The 20,657-nt window shown below is 29.3% G+C and carries 23 protein-coding genes and 1 pseudogene; 15 read left to right on the forward strand and 9 right to left on the reverse strand.

Annotated features, from left to right (window positions below; genetic code table 11):
* The first annotated feature begins 86 nt into the window (after positions 1-86).
* The 9 genes from udk to h2es_RS03925 all read left to right on the forward strand — a co-directional run bounded on the left by udk (position 87) and on the right by h2es_RS03925 (position 7,361).
* Positions 87-710, forward strand: coding sequence for a uridine kinase (gene udk / locus h2es_RS03890; protein ID WP_154511595.1), 624 nt, complete (start codon positions 87-89; stop codon positions 708-710).
* 3 nt (positions 711-713) lie between these two features.
* Complete coding sequence (locus h2es_RS07685) at positions 714-1,019, forward strand: Na+ dependent nucleoside transporter N-terminal domain-containing protein (protein WP_230204257.1); 306 nt, start codon at positions 714-716, stop codon at positions 1,017-1,019.
* A gap of 41 nt (positions 1,020-1,060) precedes the next feature.
* Entirely contained in the window at positions 1,061-1,936 is an 876-nt protein-coding gene (locus h2es_RS07690) for a nucleoside transporter C-terminal domain-containing protein (protein WP_326845008.1), read from the forward strand.
* A 538-nt stretch (positions 1,937-2,474) separates the two neighbouring features.
* Positions 2,475-2,765: a hypothetical protein gene (locus h2es_RS03900; protein ID WP_154511597.1), complete on the forward strand. Its 291-nt coding sequence runs from the start codon at positions 2,475-2,477 to the stop codon at positions 2,763-2,765.
* Between the two features lie 189 nt (positions 2,766-2,954).
* Positions 2,955-3,239 (forward strand): hypothetical protein, encoded by a 285-nt coding sequence (locus tag h2es_RS03905; protein ID WP_154511599.1) that lies wholly within the window; start codon positions 2,955-2,957, stop codon positions 3,237-3,239.
* Between the two features lie 122 nt (positions 3,240-3,361).
* A complete protein-coding gene (gene yihA, locus h2es_RS03910) occupies positions 3,362-3,967 on the forward strand; it encodes a ribosome biogenesis GTP-binding protein YihA/YsxC (RefSeq protein WP_154511601.1) in 606 nt (201 codons plus the stop codon).
* The gene (locus tag h2es_RS03915; protein WP_154511603.1) at positions 3,964-4,374 is read left to right on the forward strand and encodes a Fur family transcriptional regulator; all 411 of its coding nucleotides are present in this window, start codon (positions 3,964-3,966) and stop codon (positions 4,372-4,374) included. Before yihA ends, h2es_RS03915 begins: the two co-directional genes overlap by 4 nt.
* Positions 4,375-4,379: 5 nt before the next feature.
* Complete coding sequence (locus h2es_RS03920; RefSeq protein ID WP_154511605.1) at positions 4,380-6,704, forward strand: heavy metal translocating P-type ATPase; 2,325 nt, start codon at positions 4,380-4,382, stop codon at positions 6,702-6,704.
* 303 nt (positions 6,705-7,007) lie between these two features.
* Complete coding sequence (locus h2es_RS03925) at positions 7,008-7,361, forward strand: hypothetical protein (protein ID WP_154511607.1); 354 nt, start codon at positions 7,008-7,010, stop codon at positions 7,359-7,361.
* Between the two features lie 121 nt (positions 7,362-7,482).
* Here the strand turns inward: h2es_RS03925 and h2es_RS03930 are convergent, their stop codons facing one another.
* Positions 7,483-8,139, reverse strand: a complete 657-nt coding sequence (locus h2es_RS03930) for an outer membrane protein (RefSeq protein ID WP_154511609.1) — start codon at positions 8,137-8,139, stop codon at positions 7,483-7,485.
* A gap of 28 nt (positions 8,140-8,167) precedes the next feature.
* Positions 8,168-9,454 (reverse strand): hypothetical protein, encoded by a 1,287-nt coding sequence (locus h2es_RS03935; protein WP_154511611.1) that lies wholly within the window; start codon positions 9,452-9,454, stop codon positions 8,168-8,170.
* Positions 9,455-10,083: 629 nt separating this feature from the next.
* Between h2es_RS03935 and h2es_RS03940 the strand changes: the two genes are divergently transcribed.
* Positions 10,084-10,371, forward strand: a complete 288-nt coding sequence (locus h2es_RS03940; RefSeq protein WP_154511613.1) for a GIY-YIG nuclease family protein — start codon at positions 10,084-10,086, stop codon at positions 10,369-10,371.
* Between the two features lie 64 nt (positions 10,372-10,435).
* Here the strand turns inward: h2es_RS03940 and h2es_RS03945 are convergent, their stop codons facing one another.
* Together h2es_RS03945 and radA are read right to left on the reverse strand one after the other, a co-directional pair.
* Positions 10,436-11,263 (reverse strand): CvpA family protein, encoded by an 828-nt coding sequence (locus h2es_RS03945; protein WP_154511615.1) that lies wholly within the window; start codon positions 11,261-11,263, stop codon positions 10,436-10,438.
* Between the two features lie 3 nt (positions 11,264-11,266).
* Positions 11,267-12,631: a DNA repair protein RadA gene (radA, locus tag h2es_RS03950; RefSeq protein ID WP_154511617.1), complete on the reverse strand. Its 1,365-nt coding sequence runs from the start codon at positions 12,629-12,631 to the stop codon at positions 11,267-11,269.
* Between the two features lie 26 nt (positions 12,632-12,657).
* Between radA and h2es_RS03955 the strand changes: the two genes are divergently transcribed.
* From h2es_RS03955 to h2es_RS03970, 4 genes are all read left to right on the forward strand, one after another.
* Positions 12,658-13,218, forward strand: coding sequence for a 5-formyltetrahydrofolate cyclo-ligase (locus h2es_RS03955; protein WP_154511619.1), 561 nt, complete (start codon positions 12,658-12,660; stop codon positions 13,216-13,218).
* Positions 13,219-13,483: 265 nt separating this feature from the next.
* The gene (locus h2es_RS03960; protein WP_154511621.1) at positions 13,484-13,834 is read left to right on the forward strand and encodes a hypothetical protein; all 351 of its coding nucleotides are present in this window, start codon (positions 13,484-13,486) and stop codon (positions 13,832-13,834) included.
* A 26-nt stretch (positions 13,835-13,860) separates the two neighbouring features.
* Positions 13,861-14,217, forward strand: coding sequence for a hypothetical protein (locus h2es_RS03965; RefSeq protein ID WP_154511623.1), 357 nt, complete (start codon positions 13,861-13,863; stop codon positions 14,215-14,217).
* Positions 14,218-14,295: 78 nt separating this feature from the next.
* The gene (locus tag h2es_RS03970) at positions 14,296-14,748 is read left to right on the forward strand and encodes a hypothetical protein (RefSeq protein WP_154511625.1); all 453 of its coding nucleotides are present in this window, start codon (positions 14,296-14,298) and stop codon (positions 14,746-14,748) included.
* A 231-nt stretch (positions 14,749-14,979) separates the two neighbouring features.
* Here the strand turns inward: h2es_RS03970 and pnp are convergent.
* From pnp to h2es_RS03995, 5 genes and pseudogenes are all read right to left on the reverse strand, one after another.
* Positions 14,980-17,190 (reverse strand): annotated as a pseudogene (gene pnp / locus h2es_RS03975) (polyribonucleotide nucleotidyltransferase); the annotation flags it as partial.
* Entirely contained in the window at positions 17,191-17,463 is a 273-nt protein-coding gene (rpsO, locus tag h2es_RS03980; RefSeq protein WP_126044458.1) for a 30S ribosomal protein S15, read from the reverse strand. It lies immediately after the preceding pseudogene.
* A 15-nt stretch (positions 17,464-17,478) separates the two neighbouring features.
* The gene (truB, locus tag h2es_RS03985) at positions 17,479-18,354 is read right to left on the reverse strand and encodes a tRNA pseudouridine(55) synthase TruB (protein ID WP_154511629.1); all 876 of its coding nucleotides are present in this window, start codon (positions 18,352-18,354) and stop codon (positions 17,479-17,481) included.
* Positions 18,355-18,798: a YgiW/YdeI family stress tolerance OB fold protein gene (locus h2es_RS03990; protein ID WP_154511631.1), complete on the reverse strand. Its 444-nt coding sequence runs from the start codon at positions 18,796-18,798 to the stop codon at positions 18,355-18,357.
* Positions 18,799-18,849: 51 nt separating this feature from the next.
* Positions 18,850-19,914, reverse strand: a complete 1,065-nt coding sequence (locus h2es_RS03995; protein WP_154511633.1) for a GTP cyclohydrolase II — start codon at positions 19,912-19,914, stop codon at positions 18,850-18,852.
* A 161-nt stretch (positions 19,915-20,075) separates the two neighbouring features.
* Here h2es_RS03995 and h2es_RS04000 point away from each other — a divergent pair, with 161 nt between their 5' ends.
* Positions 20,076-20,645 (forward strand): TlpA family protein disulfide reductase, encoded by a 570-nt coding sequence (locus h2es_RS04000; RefSeq protein WP_126044454.1) that lies wholly within the window; start codon positions 20,076-20,078, stop codon positions 20,643-20,645.
* Positions 20,646-20,657: the final 12 nt, after the last annotated feature.

The raw sequence follows: 20,657 nt of genomic DNA on the forward strand, positions 1-20,657 counted from the left end.
TAAAATTATATATTTAAATTTATCTATTGCATAAAGACTTTTTTGTGATAATTTACTTAAAATTTTGCATCTAAGGAACGATTTTTATGCCGAATATAGTAATTGGTGTCTCAGGCCCTTCAGGATCAGGCAAAAGTTTATTTGCTAAAAGCATATCACAGAACTTTAATTTAAATACTGAAGTAGCAATAATTAGTGAAGATGGTTATTATAAAAATCGTCCTGACCTAACATTTGAAGAAAGATGTATTCAAAATTATGATCATCCTGACGCCTTTGAACATGAGTTACTTTCTAAGCACTTATCAGACCTTAAATCAAATAAAACTATTAACGTCCCTCAGTATAACTATACTTCTCATTTAAGAAAGAAAGAAACAACAAGAATAATGCCTTGCTCAGTAATAATATTAGAAGGAATACTATTACTTGCAGATACTAAAATCCGCGAGCTTACTGATATAAAAATTTATATGGACTCACCTTTAGATATTTGCCTATCAAGAAGAATCTATAGAGATTCTGTAGAAAGAGGGCGTGATATCGCATCCGTTATAACTCAATACAATAATCATGTTAGACCCATGTATTTTAAATTTATAGAACCTTCCAGAAAATATGCTGATATGATAGTTCCAAAGGGTGGAAAAAACCAAATTGCGATTGATATAATTCAAGCAAAAATTGCTAAACTAATTGATAACAAATAAAAAATGCAATATTTTCACTGTATACTAACCGTTATCTTATCACTAACAGTAGCTTTTATATTAAGTAATAATAAAAAAAATATAAATATCAAAGCTGTTATAACTGGTTTGTTTTTTCAATTTCTTTTTGCAATTACTCTTTTTAAGATACCAGCTATATCTACAATATTTTTAGGATTTAACAATGTTCTAGAGGCTATTGCCAAATCAACCACTCACGCAGCAACTTTTGTCTTTGGGGGACTTGCAAATCCACCTGAAAATCAGGACTTGGGTATATACTTGCATTTCAAGGGTTTCCAGTATTAATTACAATATCCGCATTATCCTCAGTATTAACATATTGGAAAATATTACCCTTTATTATAAATCTATTCTCTTTTGTATTTAAAAGAATATTAAACATTGGAGGAACTTTAGGATTTGCAGTTTCAGCAAATATATTTTCTGGAATGAGTGAGACACCCCTTGTAATTAATAATTATTTAAAACGCCTTACACATAGTGAGATTTTCTCACTTATGGTTTGTGGAACTTCTGCTGTAGCAAGTTCAGTTATGGTACTTTATTCAATGATTTTAAAACCACTTACACCCAACCCTTTAGGGCATATTATAACTTCTGTTTTAATCAGCATCCCTGCATCATTAGTTGTTTCTAGAATCATGATTCCTGAAACATCAAAGGTATCTGAAGGGAAGGATGCAAATTACTCTTCAGCTAAAAATACACTAGATGCGTTATATACGGGTATTATTGATGGAGGCAAGGTGATTATTACTATACTTGCAATGTTAATTGGCTTTGTAGCATTAATAGACATCACTAATCAAGCAATTGGCGCTTTAAACCCTACTGACTATGATATAACAATTCAAAAAATTTTAGGATGGATTATGTATCCAATTGCTTGGGTAATTGGCATCCCATCAGATGAAGCTGCTATTGCTGGCTCTCTTTTAGGAACAAAGTTGATATTAAACGAAATTATTTCGTTTCAAGAGTTAGTTAATATTAGCTCTACTTTAAGCTTTAAAACTAACATAATGATGATATATGCTCTATGTAGCTTTGCTAATTTAGGAAGTATAGGAGTTATGATTGGGGTTTATGGCACTTTAATACCAGAACGTAAAGCAGAAGTTATAAAATTAGGATTTAAAGCAATTGTAGCTGGAACTTTGGTAAATCTTTCAACTGCTAGTATTATAGGTGCATTAATTTAAAACAATTGCTTATGTATTATCATAATGACCGTATAGAAGATTGATAATAAATACTTTACTATATCTCTAAATAATTATTTTCTTAATCAATAATTATTAATAACCACATACTAATAATTGTCACAACAAAATCACTTAATAGGTGTGGTTGACCCAGAGATATAATCATTATTACATTTTTTGGATTATCATATTATAATCATCATCTCCTTTTACAATAACAAACAAAAAAAATGAATTGCTATAAATAATCTATATCAACTATAGTAAAAGGTGAATTATCATAAATTATAAAAAATCTTAAAAAAATTTTTTTTCTTAACCTAATCTTAACATTTCATCAGTATAATCAATAAATAGAAGAGATTAGCTTTAGGAAGATATTTGATTTAAGGGGAATATTCCCCTTAAATCAATTCATATTTATTTAATATTACCATTCATTTACTTACTAAATTCAAAATGCAACTCTTGATTAGTAGCATTATATATTAATTATATTTATATTTAATTTGAAATATAGTTATGGAAGGTATTTATGGGAATTTTTGATAAATTAATCAGGACATTCAAACCTAAAAAAGAGAGTTTAAGAGAAAAACAAAACAAAATAAATTCATGGGGAAAAACTTTTCCAGAAGAGGAAAAAAGTTCAGTTAATTTTAAAGAAGAGTTAGCAAAACTAAAAACTGAAATTCAGAATTATGGATTTGGAGAAAAAAATCCTTTAGAAAAACTTGATGAAAAAATTATACAACTTCAAGAAAGACTTAAAAGTAAAACAAAGCTATTAAAAAGTGCACGGACCCAAGAAGCCATATCTGAATGAACCTCAATTGTAAGCAAATTACAAGAAGAATTAGCTAGCTTACAAACTAAAAGAACTGAACTTTCAGAAAAAATAAAACAATATAATACTTTAGTTAAAGAACAGGATAAAGAATATCAAAAATTTTTAGATAAAACAGAAGAAAGATTAGATAGCAGCATACAGAGGAATGATCGCGGAATTAAAAAAATGGGCAAGGAAATTGACAGTGTATCACAACAGGTAGATAATAAAACAAACTCACTTCAAAATGATCTTGAAAATAAGCCTAAAACACAAAAAAATAAAATGACTCAATATAGTCAGAAAAAGCTTGATAATCTCAAAAAATTATATGAAAAAATAAGCAATAGTAAAGATAATGTAGTGAGAAATAAGGATGGTATAATAATTTCTAAAGACAGATTTTTAGAAAAAATACAAAAAAGCATCCAGAAAGAAAGCTCAAAAGTTAGTGGTAATATTTACAAGTAAATTAAATAGTGAAAAATCAAATGTAAAACAACATCAAGGTAGACAGTAAGTACAATAAATTTCTTTTACTTTTTTTTAATAGGTTAGTATTATTATTACTATAAAAATTATAATAACCTCAAGTGAACTCAAATTTATTCCAAAGAGAATGTAAATTTTTTTATAGTGTTGATGAACAAGGAAAACATCCAAAATCTCATTTACCTGAAATTGCATTTTTAGGCAGATCAAATGTTGGAAAATCTAGTTTAATTAACACACTTGTTAATAGGAAAAATTTAGTAAGAACATCAAAAACACCAGGAAGCACAATAAAAATCAATTATTTTAATCTTGCCGATAAAATAACATTAGTAGATTTACCAGGGCATGGATACACAAAAAGATCTAAAGAACTAGTTAATAAATTAAGCTATTTAATAGAAGGTTATATAAGTAACAGAGAAAATTTAAAAATGATTGTACTAATAATTGATTCAAGGCGTGGTATAAAAAAAGAAGATGAATTATTGTTGAATTTTTTACAAAGTAAACGTATTAATATATTATTAGTACTTAATAAAATTGATAAATTAAAAAAATCTGAATGTGAATTTATAATGAGTTCTACAAAAAACATATTAAAGATTTTAGATATATCAACAGAAATTATTGCTGTAAGTTGTACTAAAAAGACAGGTATACAAAATTTAAAACAAAAAATAATTCATAGTATAAATAATTCATGAATAATATAGAAAAAGCTTGTGTAGAAAAAAATTTAAAACTTACTAGTCAAAGAAGAATAATTGCAGAAGTTTTATCAAATTCAAACGATCATCCTGATGTTGAAGAACTATACGCTCGAGCTAATAAAATTGATTCAAAAATAAGCCTTGCAACAATTTACAGAACTTTAAATTTATTCGAACAATTTGGCCTTATAAAAAAACTAGAAATTGGAGAAGGTAAAGCTAGATATGAAGAATTCAAAAAGGCTAATGAACATTTTCATTTAGTAAACATGGAAACTGGCTATATAGTAGAATTTAAAAATAAAGAATTAGAAAAATTAAAAGAAAGAATTGCTAAAAAACTTGGATTTAAATTAGTTAATTCAAAGCTTGAACTATACGGAGTTCCTATAAAGAAATAATTAATATGGGAGAATGCATACATTGTGGCCAAGAAACCATAAAAGATGAGAAATTTTGTTGTATTGGCTGTAAAAGTGCACACTATCTAATTAATAAATTAAATTTAAAAGACTATTATAAATATTGTAGAGAAATTTACAATACTTCTCCCCCTAAAGCGTCTGAATATAAAAATGAAATAAACTTCATAGATGAGGTAATTACTGATAACCAAGGTAGTAACACAATTAACCTACTAGTAGATGGGATATCGTGTGGTTCTTGTGTTTGGTTGATTGAAAATTCATTAAAATCTTTAAATAAAATTATATCTGCAAAGTTATCAGTTTCAACGAATAGGCTTGAAGTTATATGGAAAGGTTCAAAAAAATATATAAATAAAATAATAAATTTACTTGTAAATTTAGGTTACCAGATTTCACCTTATGATATAAAGCTACTCAATGATCAAGAAAAACAAAGCGAAAAAGAACTACTTAAAGCCATCACTATCTCAGGCTTTGCAACTGCACAAATTATGGCTTTTGCATTCGCAGTATGGATAGGCAACTATACTCACTCTATGGGGGAATATTTAAGATATATATTCCACTTAGTTTCTGGAATTATTGGAGTACCATCAATTATCTATGCTTCCAGAATTTTCATTATCTCTTCATACAAAACTTTAAAAGCACATAAAACAAATATAGATATCCCTATTTCGATTAGCATTACTGCAACACTTTTAATTAGTATCCAAGAAACTATCAGGATGAGTGATTATGTATATTATGATGCAGCAGCAAGTTTAACTTTTTTGCTTTTGGTAGGAAGATATTTAGATTTAAAAGCAAAGAATAAAGCAAAAGAAGGCATAAGAAAAATTATGTTTCAGCAGCCAAGAATAGCAAATGTAATTAAATCTGATGGAATCATCAGTATTACAGCGAAATCAGTAAAGCCAAATGATATAATATTAGTTAAAGCAGGTGAAAAATTTCCAGTAGATGGAATTGTTATTGATGGAGAAAGCGAAGTTGATAACAGTATAATATCAGGTGAGAGCAATCCAATATCTGTAAACAAATCCGGTTTTATATATGCAGGGACAATTAATTTAAATAATACACTTAAAGTTCAAGCTAAAAACACTGGAAAGCACACTACATTATCGGAAATAATTAAACTTGTAGAAGTAATTGAAAAAAACAAATCAAAATTTGTTAAACTTGCAGATAAGCTAGCACAATATTTCACACCTATAATACTATTTCTATCTCTTATTACTTTTGCAATTTGGTTTAAAACTGGAGTCATGAATGCCACTTTAAACGCTGTCACTCTTTTAATAATAACATGCCCTTGTGCAGTTGGCTTAGCAGTCCCTATGGTGCAAATTATTGCATTTTCAAAATTAATTAAAGAAGGAATTTTTATTAAAAAATCCGATTTCCTGGAGAGATTAAAACAAATAGACACTATTGTTTTTGATAAAACTGGCACTCTAACATATGGCAAACCAATATTATTAAATTTTGAAGACCTATACGATGAAGATAAATTATTTATTGCATCAATAGCATCTAAAAGTGGACATATTTTATGCAATGCAATTAATAAATATTATAATAGCCAAAGCTTGTTAGATTTAAAGGTACTCGAGATAAAAGGTAGAGGACTTTACGCAAAATATAAAAATGATGAATTTTGGTTAGGAAATAAATCATGGTGTAAAGTAGTAAGTGAGAAAAGCAAAGATGACTATTTAGAAGTTTGGTTTAGAAAAAACAACGAAGCACCTAAAAGACTAATTTTCAAAGATGAACTTAGAGCAGAATCTAAACAAGTTATGCAACATTTAAAAAAAAATTATGATTTGCATATACTATCTGGAGATAAAATTTATAATGTAGAGAAAACAGCCAAACAGCTAAATATTAAGAATTATTATGGAGAAAAAAGCTATAAAGAAAAATATGAATTTATAAAAAAATTATCAAAAAATGGTAAAAAGGTTTTAATGATAGGAGATGGACTAAACGATTCGATTGCCTTAAAATCTGCCTTTGCATCGCTTTCACCAAAAAATTCCATTGAGATTGCCAAATATGTATCTGATGCAATATACAATGGCAATTTAATTAATATCTTAACTATCATACAAGCATCTAAGACATCCGTTAAATTAATCAAGCAAAATTTCTCCATGTCTATAATCTATAATTGCATGGCCATACCACTTGCCATAATGGGAAAGGTCAACCCTATTTTTGCAGCTATATTTATGTCTATTTCATCTATTACTGTTATATTTAACTCTTTAAGATTTAAGGTAAGAAAGAAATAAATACATTAATCCTGGATTGCCGCGAGCACTATGTGCTCTCGCAATGACAATATAAACACCCCCGAATTCCTATCTGCATCCTCGCAATGACGTTTTTATTTTAGTCATCACGAGGTTGCTTTTTTCAATTTCGTCATCACGAGCCCCGCAAGGGGCGTGGTGATCCAAAATTGTTGCCACATTACACTTTGTTGATGCTTTTCTGGATTGCCACGCTGCGCTGTCGCTTGCTCGCAATGACAAAAGAGGTGGTACGTGCTCTCACAATGACATGCATCCACACTTAGTCATCACGAAGGAGGGATGCCAATCTCGACTGTGGTGATCCAGAATTATTATCACATTTACACTTTGTTGATGCTTTCCTGGATTGCCACTCTGCGCTGTCGCTTGCTCGCAATGACAAGAGAGGTGGCATATGTCTCTCGCAATGACATAAAATCCATACTTAGTCATTCACAAGGTGCTTTTTTTCAATTTCGTCATCACGAGCCCCGCAAGGGGCGTGGTGATCCAGAATTGTTGCCACATTACACTTTGTTGATGCTTTTCTGGATTGCCGCGCTGCGCTTCCGCTTGCTCGCAATGACAAGAGAGGTGGTACTTGCTCTCGCAATGACGAGTGGGATAGATACGTTATTCACAATGACAGATTGATTAATTATGCCTCCGCTCACAATGACTATACACCACATAGAAAACAGAAAAACCACGCCACCTCCTGTAATAACAAGAAGAAACGTGGTTTTGGTAAAATTATTTTAAGAATATTAGATGCTTAAAATTTGTAAACTAAACCAACAGTTATGTTATGAGACTTAAGTTTAGCACTATCACCTTTCATAACTTTTCCTAAATCTCTATATCTGTATGTTAAGTCAACAGCAAACTCTGGATCGATATTATACATCGCACCTAAACCAACATTCCATGCAAAATTTGTTTTGGTTTTAGAATCGCTACCAGCTGTTACTATTTTTCCAGCACCTGTCTTTGTACCTGCTGGAGTAGTACTACTCAACGTAGCTGTTCCTCCTCCAGAAGAAGAACTAACATTATTTTTTAACTTATTCCTAGAAACACCAACACCTGCTGTTAAATATGGTGTAAAGCCGTTGAACTCTCCTATATCATAATATGCATTAACTTCACCAAATAAAGATGAAGCTTTTGGAGCTGTTGTTCCAGCAGGAACATCTTTTGGCTTAACATTATTTAACATACCAATTCCAAGGCCAAATCTGAAATTTTCATTCATTTTGTAACCACCTTCAATGCCAAAAATAACTGATTTTTTTAATTTACCACCATCTATTTTTTTTGGTAATGCAAGGCCAACTTCACCTTTAGCATAATAACTATCTTCAGCATTTGCAGCACATGCAATAAAAGGAGTTATTGCAAGAGCTAAAATTTGTTTTGAAATATTTTTCATTTATTTTTCCTCTATTTTTTTATTAAAATTAAACTGTAACAACATCATCTGGATATGCATGGCTAATATCTATGAACATAGCATCTGTATCACCATTATTATATAGATTTCCAATTGCAAGTTCAGTATAACAAGCACCTTTAACAGCACCACTATCTAACTTATCACTACCACAATTAGGGCTACTTAAGATTGCAACTGCAACTTTGTTAGCTTGTTCATAACATTTTGTTGTACCTGCAGGTAACTTACTTTGTTCACCATCAAAAGGTGCAAAACCACAAACAGTACCAACTAATTTATAGTAAAAATTAGCAGAATCTAATTTATCTTTATTTGAAGGACCAGTTAAATCATCACCATAAGCATTAAAAGCATCACCTGTAGCTTTTAAAGCACCTGTTCCTGCATTTGGAATGTTTTTCAAAATTGCATTGATAAAGCCATAGTCTTTAAATCCATCTGCAAAACATGTTGTAACATCATCACCTTTAACTGCTTTTGTATCTTTAATATTAGGACAAGCATCGTTTGTAGCTTTAATAATAGGTGATGTTCCTTCTTTAATTGTATCAGCTGTATTTTTTTTATCTGCATAATCTGTATAATCTTTTTGTGCTGTAGTTCCAGCAGTCTTAACATCTCCAACACTTGTTTCCGCACTACCAACTTCTGTGTTTGCAGCTGTTATTGCACCAGTAACCGCTGTTTTGTCAGGTGTAGGAGTTTGATCAGTATCAGTACCCTCTGTGATTGCACCTGCTGCTGTATTTGCATTACCAACTTCTGTTTTTGCAGTTCCTATAGCTGCTACTGCATCCTCGATTGCTTGAACAGCATCATTAATTGCTGTTTCAAGATCAGCCCCAGTCTTTGTTTTTATATCATTTATATCTATACCATCTAATTTAGTTTTTGCTTCACTTGCAGCAGTATTAGCTTTTCCTAATGGATCTGTTACTGCTGTCTTTTCAGTATCTTTAACTATCTTTTCTGCTGCTGTATTTGCTTTATCAATTTTAGTAATTAAATCAGTTACTTTTTGTTGTGCTGCAGCTAATTTTGTTGCTACATCCCCAACATCAGTTGTTAACTTTGTTTCTGCATTAGCTGCAGCTGCTTTTGCATCAGTAACATCTTTTGGAGTTATATTTTCAGCATCTTTAATTGCAGTTGCAATGTCTGATGCAGTTGTTTTTTTTGTTACTTTAACTAAAGCTTTAAGTTTATCGTTTGCACCTTTGTTTAATTCTTTTTCAAAGTAGTTCATTCTACTTTGAGCAAATTTAATTTGATCTGCTGTAGCATCTGCCATATTTTTTCTCCTTATTTAAAAATTAAAATGTATCTGTGTAAGTAAATACATTAATTGTTACATATTGATTAATTTATTTAGATAAAATATAACAAGTTAAATACTTACCATATACTTTGTTAATTAGTACTTTAAAAAGTGAATTTAATTATGTCAAGAGTAAAATTGCTTTTTTTATTATTTGTTTATAGTGGATCACCACAGTCGAGACTGGAGTCTCTCCTTCGTGATGACTGTGCCTGCGATGTCATTGCGAGAACACGCACCACCTCTCTTGTCATTGCGAGAGCACGCGCCACCTCTTTTGTCATTGCGAGCAAGCGATAGCGCAGCGCGGCAATCCAGCAAAGCATCAACAAAGTGTAATATGGCACCAATTCTGGATCACCACGCCCCTTGCGGGGCTCGTGATGACGAAATTGAAAAAAGCAACCTCGTGATGACTATTGAAAGTGTAATGCCTCTCCTTCGTGATGACTGTGCCAGCCTTCGTCATTGCGAGAACACGCACCACCTCTCTTGTCATTGCGAGCAAGCGGAAGCGCAGCGTGGCAATCCATTTAAAAATATATTTACTTAATAAGTCAAATATATTAAAAAGCCAGCTATAGATAAATAGCTTAAGTACAATGTTTACACCTACTATATACATAATATCAAATTTTAAAAATGGAACTATATATGTAGGAGTTACTTCAAATTTGCCTAAGAGGATTTATGAACATAAGAATAATATTATTAGTGGTTTCAGTAGCAAATATGGTTGTAAATGCCTAGTATATTATGAAATTCACACAAACATTGAAGATGCAATTTTAAGAGAAAAGCAAATTAAATCCAGGTCAAGAAAGTATAAATTGAATTTGATTGAAACAATGAACCCTGATTGGGTTGATTTATATGATAGTATTTGTTGATGTATCACTGGATTTGCCACGGATGTCAATCAACATCCTCGCAATGACAATCAGACAGTCATCACTAATCTACATAGTTTTCAATAATAGTTTCAAGTCTCTCAATTTCATCTTTGGTTAAAACCTTATCTTTAACCTCATCATCTCTTAATTTTTCATTATAGATATCCAGCAAATGCTCTACAGTCTTAATATCAATCATTTCTTGAGATTCTTCAGATCTTAGTTCTTGCCTTTTAAGATTAATGCTTTTAATTTGCTCAGGAGTTGCAAATTTTGTCAATTTTTCAATTGTTTGCTTAACAAACCTATCATCTCCATCTTTTTTACTCACTGTAGCAAATATTTTTTCAAATCTTTTATTAAATGATTTAGGCAGCATATTCTCAAGAGAATCAGCACCATTTTTCAACAATTCAAATGTAACTGCTTCAGAAATAGCCTTAGGGTAGTCTTCTTCAGTAATATTGTGTTTTTTTCCTACCAATAATTTCAAACTTATTGTAAAACACATAAATAAAAAGGAAACAATCAAAAATCCTCTTATGAGCCCAAATAAAACACCCATCATTCTATCAAAAAAGCTTCTTTTAAGATCACCAATAAGCTTATAAAATATAGCATTTAAAATCGCAAATATTACTAGAAGCAAGGCAAATAATCCTCCAGAACCAAGTATAATTACAAATTCTTTTGATTTTATATAGTTTAATAAATGCTGCTCTACAGTTGGGTAAAATTGGTATGTTAAAACTATAGAAAGAACCCATCCTACTAAACTAATTGCAGATGTCACAAAGCCTCTGTAAAAGCCAAATCCAATAGAAATGAAGACAATAATTAGCGATATGTAATCCACATAATTCATAGCACTAAAATCAAAACCTTGCATAATTTAAATCAGTATTTTTTTAAGTTCATTTATGTGCTTTAGCTCAATTATTTCCATATTGCAAGCAAACTTTTTTCTCATCTTTGGGATGATTGCTTTTTTAAAACCCAATTTACTTGCTTCTATCAAACGATTATCCATGTTGTTCACTTGCCTCACCTCACCAGATAAACCAACTTCACCAAAAAATATTGTATCTTTGCTAATTGAAATATTGGCATTTGCAGATATCAATGATGCAATAACAGCTAAATCAGCAGCTGGCTCATATACTCTTAACCCACCTACTATATTTAAGTATACCTCTTTGTTCATTAAATTAATATTCATTTTCGCATTTAAAACGGCAATTAGCATAGATAGCCTATTATGATCCCACCCCACAGTTGCTCTTCTGGGAGTTGCAAGAAAACTTGGCACCACTAAAGCTTGGATTTCAAGTAAAATTGTTCTTGTTCCTTCAATACTTGCAAATATACATGAACCTTGTTTTTCAAGATTATCACCTTCATGTGGTAAAAAAATCTCTGAAGGATTTTTTATTTCCCTAAGTCCCTGTGATTCCATCTCAAATAACGCAATTTCATTTGTTGAACCATATCTATTCTTTGTTGCTCTTATTATTCTAAATTGCTGAGTATTTTCTCCTTCAAATGAAAGAACAACATCCACCATATGCTCAAGAATCTTTGGTCCAGCTATTTGCCCTTCTTTAGTTATGTGACCAATCAAAATTAATGTAATTTCATGCTTTTTGCATATCTGAATCAATTCATGTGTGCACACTCTAACTTGACTAACTGATCCAGGCGGTGAATCTAACTTATCAAAATACAATGTTTGTATAGAATCTATAACAATCATAGATGGCTTTGTCTTTGCAATAAGTAATAACAATTTTTCAAGAGATGTAATATTTGCAATAGTGATATACTTATTTGCAACATTTAACCTATCTGCTCTTAATTTTATTTGTGAAAGCGCTTCTTCACCACTTACATATACAGCAGAAAATTCTTGCTTTGACAGTTTATTACACAATTCAAGAATCAATGTAGATTTTCCAATGCCTGGCTCTCCTGCAATTAAAATTGCAGATCCTCTAACTAATCCTCCACCTAATAATCTATTAATTTCAATAATTTTTGTATCTACTCTTTTTAGACTATATTCTACTTCATTTAAATTACTAAAATTACCTAATTCTCCTGTATCAGACCTAACTTTAGTTAATGCACTTTTGGTAATTTTCGTATCTAATAGCTCTTCTATAATCGTATTCCAAGCATTACATTCTGAACATTTACCTTGCCATTTTTTAAAAATTGCTCCACAGTTTTGACAGGTGAAAATTTTATTTTTACTCATTTAATATATAGGTATGGAAAATTATTATGAATCATAATGCAAATTTAAAGAAAAAACTACGTCAAAATTTAATAACAAAAAGAAAACAATTAACTAAATCTGAGGTTAAAGATTTAAACAAAAAAATATTTAAAAATTTAAATGATAAATTTGGTATTGAGTTTTTTAAAAATCTTTCTTTTGTTTCAGGCTACATGCCTTTTAATAATGAAGCAGAGGTTATTACAATTATGAGTTGGTTAAATAGAAACGGCGTAAAAACTACTTTACCAAGAATACATAATGACAGTATAAAATTTTATGAATGGAATCAATACTTTCCACTTATTAAAAATTCACTTAACATTTATGAACCCCTTGTTGGAATTGAAGTAATACCAAAAGTACTATTTATACCTCTTGTAGGATTTGATAAAAATCTCAATAGATTGGGACATGGTTTTGGACATTATGATAAAAAATTAAGCACCATGCCTAATTCAATAAAAATAGGTATAGGTTATAGTTTACAAGAAGTTGAAAAAATACCAATCGAAGAACATGATGTAAAATTAGACTATATAATTACAAATAGCATTTGCTATTGATGCAGATAACTAAATTGATTTAGTTAAATGATTAATTTATAGTCTGTTGAAAGAATTTAAACTCATCTCTATAATTTAAGGGAATTTAGTTATATTTATAACTTTAATAATTTTTTAATTAGCTGTTTTAATTAAATGAGTAATAAAAATTTAGAACTTAATTGCGATTATTATACCATCATCCTTTAGCATTGAATAAACAGATATATTATGTATATAATGAACTTTAATATGCAATATGTGCTAAAATGGGGGTAAATGACATATGTGCCGCAAACTTAAATTCAAAGAAATTCCAGCGGGGTATAAATTTGTTGATTTATTTGAGTATGAATCATCAAATCAAATGGCATCAGAATTAGGTATTACAACAATAACCTTCTTAAAAACCAATAATCAAAAAAAAGCAATATCTGAAATTAAGTCACGTTTATTTCAAATTCTAAAGGCTAATCCATGGCTTGCTGGCCGTTTAATTAGAATCAAAGGTCAAAAAAGATTAAAACTTATTTATTTGCCCAATATCACTGAAAAAGACTTAAACGAAGTTTTTCATGAAAATGAAAATATTGAGATCTCTGTAAAGACACCTTATTCAGAACTTTATAAAAAATAATCAATAATAAAGTTGCTCGGATCCCAATGGGGTTTAATTTAATAAATAAAGATCGTCCTTCGCTTAGTTTAACTATTTCAAGCATTGATGATAATAATTTTGCATTGATTTACAGTCTTGGTCACATTATTGCCGATGGTGAAACCTATTATAGAGTCTTTAATATGTTAAGCTCAAATAACCCTATCAAAGCACTCAATCCTAAACGTAAAAATCAATATTCTTGGAAAAGTGCAATTAGTGAAGTTGATTATAAATTTCTTTATCGTAAATCTTTTATTATTAACATTATTCGATCTTACTTATTTGATAAAAATACAAAACTTGTTGCTTATTATATTAATGAGAAAGAAATTAATAAAGCCAAAAAGTTTTCTAAATAAAATAGCGATGTTCCATACATATCAACTAACGATATTATTACATCAAGCTTTTTCAAGGCCATTAATGCAAAAATTGGTATGATGGCAATTAATTTTCGCAATAAAATAGATGGCCTTAATGATAATGATGCAGGTAATTATGAAGGTGTTAAACTTTATGATTCAGGAATATATGATACACCCGAAGGCATACGCAAGTCATTACAAGGCACCATCCCTTACAAGAGTCGAATCAAACCAATGCCAGGCACACTTGAAACTTGCTATATGAATATAGGAATTATAACTAACTGGACTTCATTTACTGGTAAATTAAAAATAGATCATTGCGAAGAAGTATTACTGCATTTACCTATATTACCAACACATCAACCATTAAATGCTGCCATTATATTTTACCCGCAACCTAATAAAATAGCGATGCTAATATCGTCTCAATATTTTAAACCTCAATATATTAAAAAAGCTAAGGGTAACAATCCTCTACTTAAATTTCTTGGAAAACCTATATCTAAAGAAATATTTGATTAAACACCTAAAATTATGAATAAACATGATAATATTACTTTAAATAAAGCTAGCAAAAATAATCTTATGTATTTTTTTAAGAAGTCTTAAAATAATTATTTATTAACATTAACTATCAAAAACTAATTAACTAAATAGCTTTTTTATAAACTTCTTGGCACTAAACTCAATAGATTCTTTTTTTGGCATATTTTTACTGTCATCAGTTCTTTTAATATTTCTTTTAACTGGCCCTTTAAATTGATTTTTTACGGGAGCACTTCTTCTTTTATTTACAATATGCTTATCATTTTTTTTTTCGATTTGATGTTTTTTAGGCTCACTTTTCATAAGCTTTTTCCATGAATCTTGATTTATAAAATCATCATCTTGATCAACACCTTTCATAGTAAGCTTAATTTTTCCTCTATGGTCTGTACTAATATACTTAACATTTACAAACATATCTACCGAAAATATATCATCAACATTTTCAACATTTCTATCAGAAATTTCGCTTATATGAATTAATCCTTCAGTATTTCCTAAAAATTTTGCAAAAGCTCCAAATTGAACAATTTTTGTAATTTTAGCCCTATATACCTTACCAACTTCAGGTACTGCAACAATTCCCTGAATTGTATTTAAAGTATCTTTTAATGAACTTTCATCTGAAGAAAAAATTGTAACATTTCCATCATCTTCAATATCTATCTTTGCACCAGTTCTATCACAAAGCTCTTTAATATTTTTACCACCTGGTCCAATTATATCTTTAATTTTATTCTTATCTATTTTAATAGTACTAATTCTAGGAGCAGATGAATTAAGATCAGCTTTAGGCTTAGAGATTAATTTACCCATTTCACCTAAAATATGCTCACAACCATCTTTAGCTTGTAAAATGGCTTCTTTCATAATTTTTACAGTAATGCCACCAACTTTAATATCCATTTGTAGTGCAGTAATACCATTTTTAGTAGAAGCAACTTTAAAATCCATATCACCTAAAGCATCTTCATCACCGATAATATCTGAAAGAATTGCATACTTATTCTTTTCTAAAATTAATCCCATAGCAATACCTGCAACTGGAGTTTTTATAGGTGCACCTGCATCCATTAACGCAAGAGTTGCAGCACAAACAGTCGCCATAGATGATGAACCATTTGATTCTGTAATTTCACTTACTATTCTTACAGTATATGGAAATTTTTCATCTTCAGGTAATATCGCACTTACTGCTTTGAATGCTAATTTTCCATGCCCAATCTCCCTTCTGCCCGGCGGTTTAAGCATCCCAACTTCACCTACTGAATATGGAGGAAAATTATAATGAAGCATAAATTTTTCATTAGAAACACCAGTAATGTCATCCCTTAACTGAGAATCCTGCAAACTTCCAAGAGTAACTGTAGATAACGATTGTGTTTCACCTCTTGTAAATAAAGATGACCCATGAGTTTGAGGCAATAAACCTATTTCACAATTAATTGGCCTAATTTCTTGCAAATGCCTTCCATCTATTCTTACATTTTTTTCTAAAACTTGATTTCTTACTATTTCTTTCTTAAGCTTCTTATATGCTAAATCAAATAAATTTAATTCAAACTCATCCACAGTAGAATATTTTTCTAAAGCCTTTTCATATATATCTTCAAGCTTATCTCTTCTTTCACTTTTATTAGTAATACTGTAAGCTAATTTTAAATCTTTTTGGAAAGATTTTTTCAATGACTTGAATATTTCCGAAATATCTACTTTATTATAAGCATATTTTTCCTTGATAGCTTTTGCAGAAAAATCATCAATTAATTTTATAACAGGTTGTAAATTATTATGTGCTGACTCTATTGCAGATAATAATTTTTCATCATTAATTTCTTTAGCAGATGATTCAATCATCATCACTGAATCACTTGTACCAGCTATAACTAAATCTAATTCTGATTTTTCCAATTCCAATAAAGATGGATTAAATATCAATTCACCATCAATCATACCAACCTTTACTGCTGCAAGCAAATGATCAAAAGGAACCTCAGAAACCCTTAAAGCTGCTGCTGAACCAACAATTGCCATAACATCAGTCGGGGCATTATCATCATAAGATAAAACTTTACAGATAACATTAACCTCGTGGAAAAAATCTTCTGGAAAAAGAGGCCTAATAGGTCTATCAATTAACCTAGAAATGAGTGTCTCCCTATCAGATGGCTTTCCTTCCCTCTTTATAAATCCACCTGGAAACCTCCCTACTGCATAATATTTTTCTAAATAATGCACTGATAGAGGAAAAAAATCTATTCCCTCTTTTAATTTTTTACTAAATGTAACTGTACATAAAACCGTGCTACCGCCCATTTTAACAATCACAGCTGCACTCGCTTGCCTGGCTATTTTGCCAGTTTCTAATTCAATTTTCTTACCATTCCACTCTATTGATTTTTTAACTATATTAAACATTTATACCTTTTTAAGTTTTAATTCTTTTATTATTTTCTCATATCTATCATTATTGTTATTCTTTAAGTAAGTTAACAATCTCTTTCTTTTAACAACAAATGATAATAACCCTCTTCTTGCTTGATAATCTTTTTTATTTATCTTTAAGTGTTCTGTAAGATTACTAATATGTTTCGTAAATAATGCTATTTGAACCTCTGAAGAACCAGTATCATTTTCAGAAATAGCAAATTTAGAAATAATTTCTTTAGTTAATTCTTTTGTAACCGACATCTTTTTATACCTCCATTAAAATACTTTTAGTGGCTTTATATAATTATCTCTATAAACACAAAGAGCTACAAGATCATCATCAAATTTAACAACTATCTTGGAATTATCTTTAAGGGATAAGTTATAAAAAACAGCAACACCATTTTTTAATTTAATAACTTCACCTTCATCTAGATTACACACAGGGATGTCGTCTAGCACATAATCTAGAGGCAAAATTCTCGATTCTATATAATCATATAGTTGATCCTTATGCAAGAAATCTTTTATCTTTTCATTCTCAATCATTTTCAAATTTTGAAAAATATCACTTAAATTTCTTCTTAGCATTATTACATTTGCAAGTGTGTTTAATGATTTTGCAAAATCTACTGCAAGAGATCTAACATAAAATCCTTTGCTTGTAGTGATATTAAATTTACTCACATCTCCTTCATGTGAAACTAATTTAAATCTTTTTAAATGAACTTTTCTAGATTTTAAAAATATTTTTTCACCTTTTCTAGCATATTCATATGCTCTTTTACCATTTACCTTTACTGCAGAGTAAACTGGAGGTACTTGATCAATTTCACCAATAAAATCAACCAATTTATCCAAAATTTGGTTTTTTGTAGGTATTAAATCACATTTCTCTATTATATTACCTGTTAAATCACCGCTATCTGTAGATATACCCCACTTAACAGAAAAGGTATAATTCTTTTCAAAATTCATTGCATATTCAACTAGCCTTGTAGCTTTACCAAGTGCCACTAACAGAAAACCTGAAGCAAAGGGATCTAAGGTTCCACAATGCCCCACTTTAACGCTTAATAATTTTTTAAACTTATTAATAGTTTGAAAAGATGTAACCCCAATTGGCTTATCAATTAAAAGCCATCCGTTCATTTATTTTTTCATTCCTTCTTTAACTATTTCTACTCTATCAACATCTATTTCTATTCCCAAACCTTTATTTTTTCTCTCAACTTTCCCAGATATTATAACTGTATCAGTTGATGAAAAATTATCAAATGGCATATGCTTAGGATCTATATCTATTGTTATCTCACCTGTATTATCTTTAAATGTAAATTTATCATGAGATAATTGTTGCATTATATTACCTTTTAAAAAAACTATCTTACCATGAATTCTAGAGCCGTAAGACTTTTGACCATAAGTTTTAGAATTTGACTCATTTAATACATCTTGCACCGTTGTCAAATCTTGATTAGATTGATTCATTTTGCTTACTTGAGGACCTTGAAAATCCGCACTTGCATTTTCACAGCAAAAAAATTTAGCGGCTAAACATCCTAAAATTAAGCTTTTAGATATCATTTTTTTCATTGCTTTATACTCCTATATAAATGTTGTAAAATTATTATTCTCTAAAAAAATTTATATTTCAATACTATGTTTAAATTTTTTAACTTTGCTTTTGTAGTATTCTTTTATTTCAGAATTAAAAAATTGATGCGAAATAATTTTTTCCACCAGAATTTCATTATTCTTTAAGTCTCTAGCTTTAGCTGGATTATTAGATAATAAATTAATTTTTTTCACTTTTAATTTTTTTAAAATTCTTGCAGCTATTTGAAATGCCCTTGCATCGTCATCAAGCCCTAAATTCATATTAGCCTCAACTGTATCATAGCCTTTAGATTGAACTCTATATACTCTTATCTTGTTAGTTAATCCAATTCCCCTTCCCTCTTGATTTAAATAAACAATAATCCCACCATCATCTTTACCCATAACTTTAATCGCATTATGAAGTTGATCATGACAATCACATTTAATGCTATTTAACAAATCTCCTGTAAAGCATGAAGAATGCACACGAACTGTAGGAATACTTTTAAGCTTTTTACTTCCTTTGGGATATATAATTATTGCATAATGATCTTTTGAAAATTGAGACCTAAAACATTTTATCTCCCCATAACCATCTTTTAGTTTTAAATCTGCACTACTAATTTCATATAAGTCATCACTTAAAAAATTTATGTAATTTTCTATACAATCTACTTTTAATGAGTTCATTTTAAAATTAAATTTATCATCACAATCTAATTTAATCACTAAAGCTGCAGGAATTAACTCACTAAGCTTCATAATTTCTACAGCCTTATTGTCGATAGTTGCTTCCTTATCAAAATTATACTGATTTTTATTATTAAATCCTACTTTAAAGACTATATCCTCTATATTATTAAATGTAATATCTTTGCAAATAATTTTACAATTTTTAAACTTCAAATATTTTGCCCTTTGTTGAGATATAATTAAATAAACTTCCTCAAATGTACTTTTAGCATATTCAAATACCTCCTTATTTATTCTTTCAACAGGAAACACTAAAATTCTTTGTCCTTTATCTTCTAAGAAAATTGGTATGCCATATTTTAAGTCTGCAATGCATCTTAAAATTTCAATATATTTAGAATTAAAATAATTGATCATTTTAATTATTTTTTATTAATATCTTCTATTCTATATAACTTATTTTTTACCCCACAGGAATTTAATAAACTTATACTTAAAAAAATTACCAGTAAAAATGTAATATACTTTTTGAATTTATTCATTAATATTGTTAAAATTTATATCAAAAATATATAGAGATGCTTAAAGCTGCATTATTTAGCATTATATTGCTTTTATCAACAAAAACTTTGTATAGTGATACATTATTTTCAACTGAAAAAACACCAGACTATAAAAAAATTTTAGAAAAGTATAATCTAAAAAAAGTTAAAGAAATAGGTCTATCAAAATTCTTTAATAATAAAGCTAATGAAGTGTATTTAAAGGAATATGACGGCAAATTTATTATACTTAATTTTTGGGCAAATTGGTGTATAGAGTGTTTAGATGAGTTAAAATCTTTAAATCAATTAAAAATACAATTAGACAAGTTAAAAATTACAGATATACAAATCATTGCCATTAGTGATAACACTATAGATTTTGAAAAATTAAAAAATACATATCAGAGTCATAAAATTAATGATCTTGTAATTTATTTTGATCCTAACAGAAATCTAATGAATGAGTTTAAAATTCATTCCCCACCAGCTACATTATTTATTGACAAAGAAGGCAAAGTTTTTGCTAGATTCAATAATACCTATAATTGGTCAGATCAATCAATAATAGATTATATATTAAGCATTAAAGATCAAAATCATTGAAAATTAATACAA

This window comes from Rickettsiales endosymbiont of Trichoplax sp. H2, from assembly GCF_009690945.1.
Lineage (GTDB): Bacteria > Pseudomonadota > Alphaproteobacteria > Rickettsiales > Midichloriaceae > Aquirickettsia > Aquirickettsia rohweri.